11 protein-coding genes are annotated in these 13023 nt (G+C 71.7%); 4 read left to right on the plus strand and 7 right to left on the minus strand.

What is annotated here, in order from left to right; translation table 11 throughout:
* Window position 1 precedes the first annotated feature (1 nt).
* Window positions 2-1327, minus strand: a complete 1326-nt coding sequence (locus C9F11_RS16970; protein WP_138960091.1) for a UDP-glucose/GDP-mannose dehydrogenase family protein — start codon at window positions 1325-1327, stop codon at window positions 2-4.
* 220 nt (window positions 1328-1547) lie between these two features.
* Between C9F11_RS16970 and C9F11_RS16975 the strand changes: the two genes are divergently transcribed.
* Complete coding sequence (locus tag C9F11_RS16975; RefSeq protein WP_138960092.1) at window positions 1548-2705, plus strand: acyl-CoA dehydrogenase family protein; 1158 nt, start codon at window positions 1548-1550, stop codon at window positions 2703-2705.
* Window positions 2706-2803: 98 nt separating this feature from the next.
* On the opposite strand, the gene C9F11_RS16980 is transcribed toward C9F11_RS16975, so the two are convergent.
* From C9F11_RS16980 to C9F11_RS16995, 4 genes are all read right to left on the minus strand, one after another.
* A complete protein-coding gene (locus tag C9F11_RS16980; RefSeq protein ID WP_212767821.1) occupies window positions 2804-3724 on the minus strand; it encodes an alpha/beta hydrolase in 921 nt (306 codons plus the stop codon).
* Window positions 3725-3867: 143 nt separating this feature from the next.
* Window positions 3868-5064, minus strand: a complete 1197-nt coding sequence (locus C9F11_RS16985; RefSeq protein ID WP_138960094.1) for a dipeptidase — start codon at window positions 5062-5064, stop codon at window positions 3868-3870.
* Between the two features lie 39 nt (window positions 5065-5103).
* Window positions 5104-5643 carry a 5-(carboxyamino)imidazole ribonucleotide mutase gene (purE, locus tag C9F11_RS16990; protein ID WP_138960095.1) on the minus strand — a complete coding sequence of 180 codons (540 nt, stop codon included), beginning with the start codon at window positions 5641-5643 and terminating at the stop codon, window positions 5104-5106.
* On the minus strand, window positions 5640-6791 hold the full coding sequence (locus C9F11_RS16995; protein ID WP_138960096.1) for a 5-(carboxyamino)imidazole ribonucleotide synthase: 1152 nt from the start codon (window positions 6789-6791) through the stop codon (window positions 5640-5642). The genes purE and C9F11_RS16995 overlap by 4 nt, the downstream gene beginning before the upstream one ends.
* Before the next feature lie 258 nt (window positions 6792-7049).
* Here C9F11_RS16995 and C9F11_RS17000 point away from each other — a divergent pair, with 258 nt between their 5' ends.
* Window positions 7050-7580 (plus strand): GtrA family protein, encoded by a 531-nt coding sequence (locus C9F11_RS17000; RefSeq protein WP_138960097.1) that lies wholly within the window; start codon window positions 7050-7052, stop codon window positions 7578-7580.
* Between the two features lie 44 nt (window positions 7581-7624).
* Here C9F11_RS17000 and C9F11_RS17005 read toward each other — a convergent pair whose 3' ends face one another.
* Both C9F11_RS17005 and C9F11_RS17010 read right to left on the minus strand, forming a co-directional pair.
* Window positions 7625-8896, minus strand: coding sequence for an ATP-binding protein (locus tag C9F11_RS17005; RefSeq protein WP_138960098.1), 1272 nt, complete (start codon window positions 8894-8896; stop codon window positions 7625-7627).
* 338 nt (window positions 8897-9234) lie between these two features.
* A complete protein-coding gene (locus tag C9F11_RS17010; RefSeq protein ID WP_212767822.1) occupies window positions 9235-9912 on the minus strand; it encodes a response regulator transcription factor in 678 nt (225 codons plus the stop codon).
* A 530-nt stretch (window positions 9913-10442) separates the two neighbouring features.
* On the opposite strand from C9F11_RS17010, the gene C9F11_RS17015 reads away from it, so the two are divergent.
* Together C9F11_RS17015 and C9F11_RS17020 are read left to right on the plus strand one after the other, a co-directional pair.
* Window positions 10443-11933: an oligopeptide:H+ symporter gene (locus C9F11_RS17015; protein WP_138960099.1), complete on the plus strand. Its 1491-nt coding sequence runs from the start codon at window positions 10443-10445 to the stop codon at window positions 11931-11933.
* Window positions 11934-12118: 185 nt separating this feature from the next.
* Window positions 12119-12970: an alpha/beta hydrolase gene (locus C9F11_RS17020; RefSeq protein ID WP_138960100.1), complete on the plus strand. Its 852-nt coding sequence runs from the start codon at window positions 12119-12121 to the stop codon at window positions 12968-12970.
* Window positions 12971-13023: the final 53 nt, after the last annotated feature.

A 13023-nucleotide genomic window follows, 5' to 3' on the forward strand; every position in this document is an offset into this window, starting at 1 on the left:
GTCAGGCCACCGGCCTGCCCATGGCGCGGTACGTCCAGCCTCCGGCGCGCCAGCGCTCCGGGTCGAGCGCGTTGCGCCCGTCCAGCAGGACGCGGTGTCCGGCGACGGCCCCGAGCGCCTCGGGGTCGAGGTCGCGGAACTCCCGCCACTCCGTGAGGTGCAGGACGACGTCGGCGCCCCGGACCGCCTCCTCGGCGGAGGCGGCGTACCCGAGGGTCGGGAAGAGGCGGCGGGCGTTGTCCATGCCCTTGGGGTCGTAGACGGTGACCTGGCCGCCCTGGAGGTGGATCTGCCCGGCGACGTTCAGGGCGGGCGAGTCGCGCACGTCGTCCGAGTCGGGCTTGAAGGTGGCGCCGAGGACGGCCACCCGCTTGCCGAGGAAGGAGCCGCCGCCGACGGCCTCGCGGGCCAGCTCCACCATGTGTCCGCGGCGGCGCATGTTGATGGAGTCGACCTCGCGCAGGAAGGTGAGGGCCTGGTCGGCGCCCAGCTCGCCGGCGCGCGCCATGAACGCGCGGATGTCCTTGGGCAGACAGCCGCCGCCGAAGCCGATCCCGGCGCGCAGGAACTTGGCGCCGATGCGGTCGTCGTACCCGAGGGCCTCGGCCAGCTTCACCACGTCGCCGCCCGCGGCCTCGCACACCTCGGCCATGGCGTTGATGAAGGAGATCTTCGTGGCGAGGAAGGAGTTCGCCGCCGTCTTCACGAGTTCGGCCGTGGGGAAGTCCGTCACGACGAAGGGGGTGCCCTCGGCGACGGGCTTCGCGTAGACGTCGCGGAGCAGCTTCTCGGCCCGCTCGCTGTCCACGCCGACCACGATCCGGTCCGGGTGCAGCGTGTCGTCCACGGCGAAGCCCTCGCGCAGGAACTCCGGGTTCCACGCCAGCTCCGTGCCCTCGGGAAGGAGCCCGGACAGGCGCTGGGCCGAGCCGACCGGCACCGTCGACTTGCCGACGACCAGCGCGCCCGGCTTCAGGTGCGGGGCGAGGGAGGAGAAGGCGGCGTCGACGTAGCTCATGTCGCAGGCGTACTCGCCGTGCTTCTGCGGGGTGTTCACGCAGACGAAGTGGACGTCGCCGAACTCCGCGGCCTCGGCGAAGTCCATCGTGAAGCGCAGCCGGCCGCTGGATCCCTCGATCCCGGCGACGTGGCGGCGCAGCAGCTCCTCCAGGCCGGGTTCGTACATGGGGACTTCGCCCCGCGTGAGCATCTCGATCTTCTCGGGCACGACGTCGAGCCCGAGGACCTCGAAGCCGAGCTCCGCCATGGCCGCGGCGTGCGTGGCGCCGAGGTAGCCGGTGCCGATCACGGTGATCTTCAGGGCCATGAAGTGCTCCAGAGGTGTACTGGCCGGGGTGCGCTGCCCGAGCATAGTCGGGGCGCGGTCAGGCGTGCCCAGGGCTCTCACCGGGCACGTTTCCCCCTGTCGTCAAGCTCACGTATCCGTGGCGCGGGCGGCACCCTAAAATTCGAGTACCCATCGTGTTACTTAACGGTAATTAGCAAGGGTGACTAGCGTCCACAGCGTCCTTGGAGCGTGAGAGACCTTGGCCGGATCGGCTGACTTCGACCTGTACCGCCCGTCCGATGAGCACGTCATGCTCCGCGACACGATCCGCTCGCTCGCCGAGTCGAAGATCGCGCCGTTCGCCGCCGCCGTGGACGAGGAGGCCCGCTTCCCGCAGGAGGCCCTGGACGCCCTGGTGGCCTCCGACCTGCACGCGGTGCACGTACCGGAGAGCTACGGCGGTGGCGGCGCCGACGCGCTCGCCACGGTCATCGTGATCGAGGAGGTGGCCCGCGTCTGCGCGTCGTCCTCCCTCATCCCGGCCGTGAACAAGCTGGGTTCGCTGCCCGTGATCCTCTCCGGCTCCGAGGAGCTGAAGAAGAAGTACATGACGCCGCTGGCCAAGGGCGAGGGCATGTTCTCGTACTGCCTCTCGGAGCCGGACGCCGGTTCGGACGCGGCGGGCATGAAGACGAAGGCCGTGCGCGACGGCGACTCCTACGTCCTGAACGGCGTGAAGCGCTGGATCACCAACGCGGGCGTCTCCGAGTACTACACGGTCATGGCCGTCACCGACCCGGAGAAGCGCTCCAAGGGCATCAGCGCCTTCGTCGTGGAGAAGGGCGACGAGGGCGTCTCCTTCGGCGCCCCGGAGAAGAAGCTCGGCATCAAGGGCTCGCCGACCCGCGAGGTCTACCTCGACAACGTGCGCATCCCCGCCGACCGCATGATCGGCGAGGAGGGCACGGGCTTCGCCACGGCGATGAAGACGCTCGACCACACCCGCATCACGATCGCCGCCCAGGCCCTCGGCATCGCCCAGGGCGCCCTCGACTACGCCAAGGGCTACGTCCAGGAGCGCAAGCAGTTCGGCAAGCCGATCGCCGACTTCCAGGGCATCCAGTTCATGCTCGCCGACATGGCGATGAAGATCTCCGCCGCCCGCGCCCTGACCTACCAGGCCGCGGCCGCCTCCGAGCGCGGCGACGCCGACCTCACCTACCTCGGCGCCGCGGCCAAGTGCTTCGCCTCCGACATCGCCATGGAGGTCACCACGGACGCCGTCCAGCTCCTCGGCGGCTACGGCTACACCCGTGACTACCCGGTCGAGCGCATGATGCGCGACGCAAAGATCACGCAGATCTACGAGGGCACGAACCAGGTCCAGCGGATCGTGATGGCCCGCAACCTGCCGTAGCCCGACCGGACCGGCCCCTTCCCGCGCTCACGGGGAGGGGGCCGATCCGTCGGCGGGGCAGGCGAGTCGGCGCCCTTCCGGCTCGGCTTCACGGTGCGTCAGGCGAAGAACTCCACCAGCTCCGCCGTCACCTGCTCCGGCCGCTCCTCGGGGAGGTAGTGGCCGCTGCCCTCGATCCGCCGGAGGCGGAAGTCCTCGGCGTGGCCGGGCAGGATGGCGCGCAGATACGCGTGGCTGCGGTCGCCCGCGAGCGCGAGGACGGGGACGCCCACCCGGTCGTACGTCTCGAAGTCCTCGACGTCCTGAAGGAAGGTCTGGTACCAGGCGTTGCCCGCGCGGACCGCGTCGGGCGTGGCGTAGGCCGCCGCGTACACCGCGCGCGAGCGCTCGTCGATCGTGGACTGGTCCTGGAGCAGATAGCCGAAGAGCCAGTCGACGAGGACGTCGGTCCGGCCGGCGAGCAGCCGCTCCGGCAACCCCTTGACCTGGTTGAACGCGAACCACCAGAGATAGACGCCACCAGGGGTGGTCTCCCACTCGGCCCCGTCGCCGACCGGGAGCAGGGTGAGCTCGCGCAGGCTCGGGTCGGGGTGGGCCACGTCCAGGAGGGCCAGCTTCCGGGTGGCTTCGGGGTGGTTGACGGCGAAGGCGTGGGCGACCATCGCGCCGATGTCGTGCCCGGCGAGGTGCACGCGGTCGTGGCCGAGGTGGCGGACCAGCGCGTGGATGTCCTCGGCCATCGTCTTCTTGTCGTAGCCGGACGGCGGCTTCGCGGAGCCGCCCATGCCGCGCAGGTCCACGGCTATGACGCGGTAGCGGCGCGCGAGGGCCGGCATGACCTTGTGGAACTGCCACCAGGTCTGCGGCCAGCCGCCGAGCAGGACGAGCGGGTCGCCGCTGCCGCCCGCCACGTAGTGCAGCCGGACGCCGTTCACCTCGGCGTACGCGCTGGTGAAGTCGCCCTCCAGGGAGTGGGCCAGCTCCTCGTCGGTGGGCACGGCGGGAACGGCGTCGGACATGGGAGTCTCCTCCGAGAGTTTTAGACTGATCAGTTCATAACCTCTGCGAGGACGGTAGCCCATCCAGACCGATCGTTCAAGAATGAGGGACGACGAAGGGGCGCGGCCCTGCGGCCGCGCCCCTGACGCCCGGTGATGACCCGTCAGCCGTCGAGCTGCTCCAGGGTCGCGATCGACGGGCCCCTGCGGGCCTTCGCCGCGCGGGCCACGTCCTCCGCCGCGCCCAGGACCCGGGCCGCGTTCCGCCAGGTCAGCTTGGCGAGGTCGGGCTCGGACCAGCCGCGGTCGAGGAGCTCCGCGACGAGGTTCGGATAGCCGGAGACGTCGTCGAGGCCGGACGGGGTGAACGCCGTGCCGTCGTAGTCCCCGCCGATGCCGATGTGGTCGACGCCCGCGACCTCCCGCATGTGGTCGAGGTGGTCGGCCACCGTCGCCGCGGTGGCGACGGGGCGCGGGTGCGACTCCTCGAAGGCCGCGTGCACCTTCATGGCCTCCGGGGTGGTGTCCAGGTGGTGGAAGCCGTGCGCCCGCATGTTCTCGTCGGCCGCGAGGGTCCAGTCGACCGCCGCCTGGAGGACGAACTTCGGCACGAAGGTGGCCATCGCCACGCCGCCGTTCGCGGGCAGCCGCTCCAGGACGTCGTCCGGGATGTTGCGCGGGTGGTCGCACACCGCGCGGGACGAGGAGTGCGAGAAGATCACCGGCGCCTCGGAGGTGTCCAGGGCCGCCCGCATCGTCGTCGCCGCCACGTGCGAGAGGTCCACCAGCATGCCGAGCCGGTTCATCTCGCGGACCACCTCGCGGCCGAACGCGGACAGGCCGCCGACGCCCGGGACGTCCGTCGCCGAGTCCGCCCAGGCGATGTTGTCGTTGTGCGTCAGCGTCATGTAGCGCACGCCGAGGGCGTACAACGCCCGCAGCGTGGCGAGGGAGTTGTTGATCGAGTGGCCGCCCTCGGCGCCCATCAGGGACGCGATGCGGCCCTCCGCGCGGGCCGCCTCCAGGTCGGCGGCGGTCAGCGCGGGGCGCAGCTCCTCCGGGTGGCGGGCGAGCAGCCGCTGGACGCAGTCGATCTGCTCCAGCGTGGCGCTGACCGCGTCGTCGCCCGCCATGTCGCTGCGCACGTACACCGACCAGTACTGCGCGCCGACGCCGCCCGCGCGAAGGCGTGCCAGGTCGGTGTGGAGCCGGCCCGACTGGTCGGCGCCGACGTCCAGGCGGTCGAGGTCGTACCCGGCCTTCTCGCGCAGCGCCCACGGCAGGTCGTTGTGCCCGTCCACGACGGGGAACTCGGCGAGCAGGGAGCGGGCTCGGGCCAGGGAATCGGTCAGCGTCGTCATGCGGCCACTGTTCCCTCGATCGCGCGCGCTGTCACGGGGTCACTTCCCGAAGCCGAAGCCGGACCCCGCGCCCTCGACCTTGGCGCGCAGGCGCTTGCCCTTCTCGGTCGCCTGCTCGTTCAGCTCCTGCTGGAACTCGCGCATCCGGCCGAGCAGTTCGGCGTCGTGCGCGGCGAGGGTCCGCGCGGCGAGCAGGCCCGCGTTGCGCGCGCCGCCCACCGAGACCGTCGCGACCGGCACGCCCGCGGGCATCTGCACGATGGAGAGCAGGGAGTCCATGCCGTCGAGGTACTTCAGCGGCACGGGCACGCCGATCACCGGCAGCGGGGTCACCGACGCCAGCATGCCCGGCAGGTGCGCGGCGCCGCCCGCGCCCGCGATGATCACCTTCAGGCCGCGGCCGGCGGCCTCCTCGCCGTACGCGATCATCTCGCGCGGCATGCGGTGCGCGGACACCACGTCCACCTCGTACGGGATCTCGAACTCGTCGAGGGCCTTGGCGGCGGCCTCCATGACGGGCCAGTCGGAGTCCGAGCCCATGACGATGCCGACGACGGGACTGCTCACGGATGTGCTCATTCGGTGATCGTTCCTCGGAGGTAGCCGGCAGCGTGACGGGCGCGGTCGAGGACCTCGTCCAGGTCGTCGCCGTAGGTGTTGACGTGTCCGACCTTGCGGCCGGGCTTCACGTCCTTGCCGTACATGTGGATCTTCAGCTGCGGGTCCCGCGCCATGCAGTGCAGGTACGCGGTGTACATGTCGGGGTAGTCGCCGCCCAGGACGTTCGTCATGACCGTCCACTTCGCGCGCGGGCGCGGGTCGCCCAGCGGCAGGTCGAGGACCGCGCGGACGTGGTTGGCGAACTGGGAGGTCACGGCGCCGTCCTGGCTCCAGTGGCCGGAATTGTGCGGTCGCATCGCGAGCTCGTTGACCAGGACGCGGCCGTCGCGGGTCTCGAACAGCTCCACGGCGAGGTGTCCGACCACGCCGAGCTCCTGGGCCACGCGGAGCGCCAGCTCCTGGGCCCGACCGGCGAGTTCGTCGCTGAGGTCGGGGGCGGGCGCGATCACGGTGTCGCAGACGCCGTCGACCTGCCGGGACTCCACGACCGGGTACGCCACGGCCTGGCCGTGCGGCGAGCGCACGACGTTCGCCGCCAGCTCCCTGGCGAAGTCGACCATCTCCTCGGCGAGGACAGGCACGCCCGCGCGGAACGGCTCGGCGGCGTCGGCCGCGGAGCGCACGACCCAGACGCCCTTGCCGTCGTACCCGCCGCGCACGGTCTTCAGGATGACCGGGAAGCCGTCACCCTCCGTGGCCCCTTCCGCCGCGAAGGCCACGACGTCCGCCGGGTCCTCCACGATGCGGTGGCGTGGGCACGGCACTCCGAGCTCATCCAGCTTCGCGCGCATCACCCCCTTGTCCTGGGCGTGCACCAAGGCGTCGGGCCCCGGGCGCACGGGGATGCCGTCCGCCTCCAGGGCCCGTAGATGCTCGGTGGGTACATGTTCGTGATCGAAGGTGATCACGTCGCAGCCCCGCGCGAAGTCACGCAGCGTGTCCAGGTCGCGATAGTCGCCGATGACGACGTCGCTGACGACCTGCGCCGCGGAATCCTGCGGAGTGTCACTGAGGAGCTTGAACCTGATGCCTAGCGGGATGCCCGCCTCGTGGGTCATACGAGCGAGCTGCCCCCCGCCGACCATGCCGACTACCGGGAACGTCACACCCACAGGGTATCGGCCATCCGGGAACGGCCCGATCCCGTGCACTGGCGTCACAGCCGTGCCACGGATTGGACGGCGTCCCCGCGCACCACCGGGAGGGGCTGGTTAGCATGGCTGGGTTGACGCGACCGGGGAAACCGCAAACGAGGCGGGCGCGGCACCACAGGAGCGGCACCACCGGCACGACCCGCCGGCAGGGCCGGCCGACACGGGCAACACGACCGATGGACACCAAACACGGGGCTGGGGCGACCAACCATGACGGACCGCGGCGCACTGCGGGTGCGAATGGACCGGCTCACGCGGGAAGTGGCCAAGTTCGGGGCCGTGGGCGCGGTGGGGACGCTGGTGAACTTCGCCGTCTTCAACCTCGTGCGCCACCTCACCGACCTCCAGGTGGTGCGCGCCAGCGTCATCGCGACGGTGGTCGCGATCTGCTGCAACTACGTGGGGTTCCGCTACTTCACCTACCGTGACCGCGACAAGAACGGCCGCACCAAGGAGCTGACGCTCTTCCTGCTGTTCAGCGTCGTCGGCCTGGTGATCGAGAACGGCGTCCTGTACGTCGCGACGTACGGCTTCGAGTGGGACAGCAAGCTCCAGGCGAACGTCTTCAAGTTCCTCGGCATGGGCATCGCCACGCTGTTCCGCTTCTGGTCGTACCGCACCTGGGTGTTCCGGGCGCTGCCCGCGCGCGCCGCGGTCGCCGATGCCGAATCGTTCCTGGAGGACGCCCCGGCGGCCGACGGCGGGCGACCGGCCGCGTCGGGCGGGCGCCGCCAGGCCTGACCTGCGCCGACCCCGGCCCTCGGGCCCCGGGGGCGCGGGGGCACTCAGCGCACCGTCTCGTCCTCGTGGCGCTCCTCGCGGTGCGTCGGCGTCCGCGAGAGGAAAAGACCGAACACCGGCGGCTTGCCCTGGAGCATCTCCAGGCGGCCGCCGTCCGCTTCGGCCAGATCCCGGGCCACGGCGAGGCCGATCCCCGTCGAATTGCGGCCGCTGATGGTGCGCTCGAAGATCCGCGCGCCGAGGTCGGCGGGCACGCCCGGGCCGCTGTCCGTGACCTCGACGACCGCCTGGTTGCCGGTGACGCGGGTGCGCAGGGCCACGGTGCCGCCGCCGTGCATCAGCGAGTTCTCGATCAGCGCCGCGAGGACCTGGGCGACCGCGCCCGGCGTGCCGACCGCCTGGAGGTGGCGCTTGCCGGAGCTGACGATGGCGCGGCCCGCGCTGCGGTAGGCGGGGCGCCACTCCTCCAGCTGCTGCTTGATCACCTCGTCCAGGTCGAAGGAGACCGCGGAGCCCGTGCGGGGGTCGCGGGAGTTGGTGAGCAGCCGCTCCACGACGTCGGTGAGCCGCTCCACCTGGGTCAGGGCGATCGTCGCCTCCTCCTTCACCGTGTCCAGGTCGTCGGTCACGGCGACCTCCTCCAGGCGCATGGACAGGGCGGTCAGCGGGGTGCGCAGCTGGTGCGAGGCGTCGGCGGCGAGGCGGCGCTCGGCGGTGAGCATGCGGGCGATCCGCTCCGCGCTGGCGTCCAGGACGTCCGCGACCCGGTCGAGCTCCGGTACGCCGTAGCGGCGGTGGCGGGGGCGCGGGTCGCCCGAGCCAAGGCGTTCGGCGGTCTCCGCGAGGTCCGTGAGCGGGGAGGCGAGGCGGTTCGCCTGGCGTACGGCGAGCAGGACCGCGGCGATGATGGCGAGCAGGGCCACGCCGCCGATGATCAGCAGGGTGCGGCCGACCTCCTGGGTGACGGCGGTGCGGGGCTCCTCGACGGTGACCTTCTCGCCCTCCTCGCCGTCCTCCGTGGCCCGGATGACGTCGCCCGTAGGGCGGGTGCCGACCTCGATGGGGGCGCGGCCCGGGATGTCGATGCGGGCGTACCGGTCGGTGTCCACCTGTTCCCGCAGGATCGCCCCGCTGACGCGCTCGTCGCTGATCAGACGGCTGTCCACGATGCTCGCGAGGCGGACGGCCTCGGAGTTCACGCGTTCCTGGGCGCTGTTGCTGATCGTGCGGGTCTCGACGATCACCAGTGAGACGCCGAAGACGGCGATCACTACGAGTACGACGGCGAGGGTCGAGTTGATGAGGCGACGGCGCACGGGGCCCTCCGGCCGGGCAGGGGGACGGACCTGACCAGTGTGCCCCTCCCCCGCGGGGCCCTGGTGACCCCGGGCCCTTGCCCTGGCCTGGGCGGGGCCTCACCTTCCGGTCGCCCGGGGCGCCGTGCCGCCGCTGCCGCGGCGGGGCCTTTCCCACCCGCCCGCCCGGAACTCCCCGGCTGCGCGGGACCGGCCCCGACGCGGAGCGCCGCCGGCGAGTGGTCGCCTGCCCGGGTGGGGGCGGGTGGGTGGGCCCCCTCCGGGCGCGCGCAGCGCGGCCACGGTGCGCGGATCGCGTGCAGCCCGGCCCCGGCACGCGCCCCCGCAGGGAAGCGCGGCTACGACTTCTCGAAGCGGAAGCCGACTCCTCGGACCGTGGCGATGTAGCGGGGGTTCGCCGCGTCGTCGCCGAGCTTCTTGCGGAGCCAGGAGATGTGCATGTCGAGGGTCTTGGTGGAGGACCACCACGTCGTGTCCCAGACCTCGCGCATCAGCTGGTCCCGGGTGACGACCCGGCCCGCGTCCCGGACGAGTACCCGCAGGAGGTCGAACTCCTTCGCCGTGAGCTGGAGTTCCTCCTCGCCCATCCAGGCCCGGTGCGACTCGACGTCGATCCGCACCCCGTGCGTGGCGGGCGGCTGCGCCGACTCCGTGGCGCCGCGCCGCAGCAGGGCCCGGACCCGGGCGAGCAGCTCGGCGAGCCGGAACGGTTTGGTGACGTAGTCGTCGGCGCCCGCGTCGAGCCCGACGACCGTGTCGACCTCGTCGGCGCGCGCGGTGAGGATGAGGATCGGCACCGTGTGCCCCTCGGCGCGCAGCCGCCTCGCGACCTCCAGGCCGTCCATGCCGGGCAGGCCCAGGTCGAGCACGACCAGGTCCACGCTGCCCTGCAGCCCGGCGTCGAGGGCGGTGGGACCGTCCTCGCGCACTTCGACCTCGTAGCCCTCGCGGCGCAGTGCGCGGGCCAGCGGCTCCGAGATGGACGCGTCGTCCTCGGCGAGCAGTACACGGGTCATGGAGTGATGGTAGTCCGCTGCGGACGGCCGTCGAAGGGTGATCGCCAGGAGCGGGCGCGGCATGCGCCGGGGGCCCGTACGGGGCGGCCCCCCGGTACCGGAAGATCACAATCCAGGATGCGATCCTTGGATACATCTAGGGGACACCTTGGAATGTGTTCCATTGGTTCCTAGGTCACCTGTGATCCATGTCTCAACTCCTTCCAAATCACGCTCTGTCGTGGCGTATGGTGGCGAGACGCCTGTAGCACTACTCAAGGACCTTTGGCCCGCTATTGCGCGCCAAGGGTCCTTCTGTGTGTGGGCTGGTGATCACCAGCCTGAAAGCAATGACCTGTGGTCGGGCCCCGCTCGCGACGATGCGTCCGGGGTGTGGATCTCGGTGTCGCCGTCTCTCGTGCTCCGCCCAGCGGACCGGTTCCCCTCGCAGGCGTGGGGGGTGGACGGTCCGGCGCCGGTGCCGACCGCCCCCACCGGGCGCGCCCACGGCGGCCTCGCCACGCGCGTCCCGACACCACGAGGATCGACCCATGGCGTCCAGCCTGACGAAGGACTCGGCCAGCACTCCTGGCTCCGAGAAGACCTTCTTCGGCCACCCCCGCGGCCTGGCCACTCTCTTCATGACCGAGATGTGGGAGCGCTTCAGCTTCTACGGCATGAAGGCCCTGCTCCCCTTGTACCTGGTCGCGCCCGGCGGCATGGACATGAACGCCGCCACAGCCACGGCGATCTTCTCGATCTACATGGCGATGGTCTATCTGCTCGCCCTGCCGGGCGGCTGGTTCGCGGACCGCCTGTGGGGCCCGCGCAAGACGATCACGATAGCCGCTCTGGTGATCATGCTCGGTCACCTCACGCTCGCGCTGCCGGGCCAGGCGATGTTCTTCCTCGGCCTGGTCTTCGTGGCGATCGGCTCCGGCCTCCTGAAGGCCAACATCTCCACGATGGTCGGCCACCTCTACAACGGCCCGGACGACCCGCGCCGCGACGGCGGCTTCACGGTCTTCTACATCGGCATCAACCTGGGCGCCTTCTTCGCCCCGCTGGCCATCGGCACCGTCGGCGAGAAGGTCAACTGGCACCTCGGCTTCGCCATCGCCGCCTTCGGCATGGGCCTCGGCCTGATCCAGTTCCTGCTCGGCGGCCGCCACCTGAGCCCGCAGAGCAGCGTCGTGCCGAAGCCGGTGCCGCGCGCCGAGCTGATGGGCCTGGTCCGCAAGGCCATGCTGTGGATCATCGCCGCCGTCGTCTTCTACGGCGTCGCCGTCGCCACGGACGTCTACACCCTGAACTGGGCCATCGTCCCGATCACGGTCTCCGGTCTGCTCATCCCGATCTGGGTCCTGACCAAGATCAAGCGCGACAAGTCGCTGAACGAGACCGAGCAGTCCAAGATGACGGCGTACATCTGGTTCTTCGTGGCCGCCGCGGTCTTCTGGATGATCTACGACCAGGGCGCGTCCACCGTGGCCCTGTTCGGCAAGAACTCCACCGACACCTCGATCCTCGGCTTCGACTTCCCGGTCTCCTGGTTCCAGTCGGTCAACCCCGTCCTGATCATGGCCCTCGCCCCGGTCGTCGCCTGGATCTGGCTGGCGCTCAACCGGCGCGGCCAGGAGCCGAACTCGGTCGTGAAGTTCGCCTCCGGTCTCTTCATCGTCGGCATCTCGTTCTTCGTCTTCCTGATCCCGCTGTCCATGGCGGGCGACGGCGACAAGGTCGGCGCGTACTGGATCGTCGCGATCTACTTCATCCACACCGTCGGTGAGCTGTGCGTCTCCCCCGTCGGCCTGTCGGTCACCACGAAGATGGCCCCGGAGAAGTACGCCTCCCAGATGCTGGGCGTCTGGTTCCTCGCCGTCACCGCCGGTGACTGCACCACGGGTCTGCTCTCCATCGCGGGCGTCGACCTGAACAAGTCCGGTGTGGTCGCCATGGAGGCCACGATGGCGGTCATCGCGGCCGTCGCGGTGTTCATGTACCGCAAGAAGGTCAAGGCGCTCATGGGCGACGTCCACTAAGCGCTTCGCCGGTGCCGCGGTGGTGAACCTGCGGGCCGTCCGTGGCCGGTCGCGCTCGCGCGGCGGACCACGTCTGCCCGCCGCACGCCGCACCCGTACGAACTGAGGGCCGCCGCACCACCCGGTGCGGTGGCCCTCGGGCCTTTTCGGGGGCGGCGCCGCGGCCGCCGGTGCAGCATCGGGCCATGACCGTACGCCGGACGCTCCTCACCCTCGCCCTGTGCGGCACGCTCCTGTCCTCCAGCGCGGCCGCCGAGGCCTCGCACGCGCCCGGACGCGCCTACTCCTACGGGGCGCACCCGCGCCAGACCGTGACCGTGTACGGCCACGGCGGCACGGCCCTGGTGATCCTGCACGGCGGCTCGTGGGCGCGGGACAACGACTGGAGCGGCTGGTCCCGGTGGTTCGCCGCGCGCGGCTTCACCGTGTACGAGACCGACTACCGGCTCTCCTCGGACGCCGTCTGGCCCGCGCAGCGCACCGACGTCCTGGCCGCGCTGCGCTGGATCGCCCGCCGCGAGGGGCCGGGCGCGCCCCGGCCCCTGCTGCTCGGCTCGTCGGCGGGCGGGCACCTGGCCGTGAGCGTCGGGGCGTACCGCGACGGGCGCGCGTACACCCGGGGCGTGGCCGCCCTCTCCCCCGTCGCCTCGCCGTACCGGGCCTGGCGCGACGGCACCGCGCCGGGCGCCCCGGACCGGCGGCGGGCGCTCGCCCGGGCGGCGAAACGTCTCGCCGGGTGCGACCCGGACCGCGCCGGACAGCCCTGCCGGGAGCGCTGGGACGACCTGTCGGCCGCCTCCCACGCGTCGGGCCCGCGGGACGCTCCGCTGTACCTGGCGCACTCGGCGGGCGACTTCGTGCCGCCCGCGCACTCCGCGGACCTCGCCGCCGCGCAGCGCCGCGCGGGGCTGCGGGACGTGACCGTGCGTACGCTGCCGGGCGCGGCGCACGGCGGGGCTCTGCTGCGGGAGCGGGGGCTCGCCGCGGGCGTCCTGCGGTGGCTGCGGGAGCACGCCGGGCTGCCCCGGGGCCGGTGACCGGCTGCGGGTTCGCCGTGGCTGGTCGCGCCCGCGCGGCGGAGCCGCACAGA

The organism is Streptomyces sp. YIM 121038 (assembly GCF_006088715.1).
Taxonomy (GTDB): domain Bacteria; phylum Actinomycetota; class Actinomycetes; order Streptomycetales; family Streptomycetaceae; genus Streptomyces.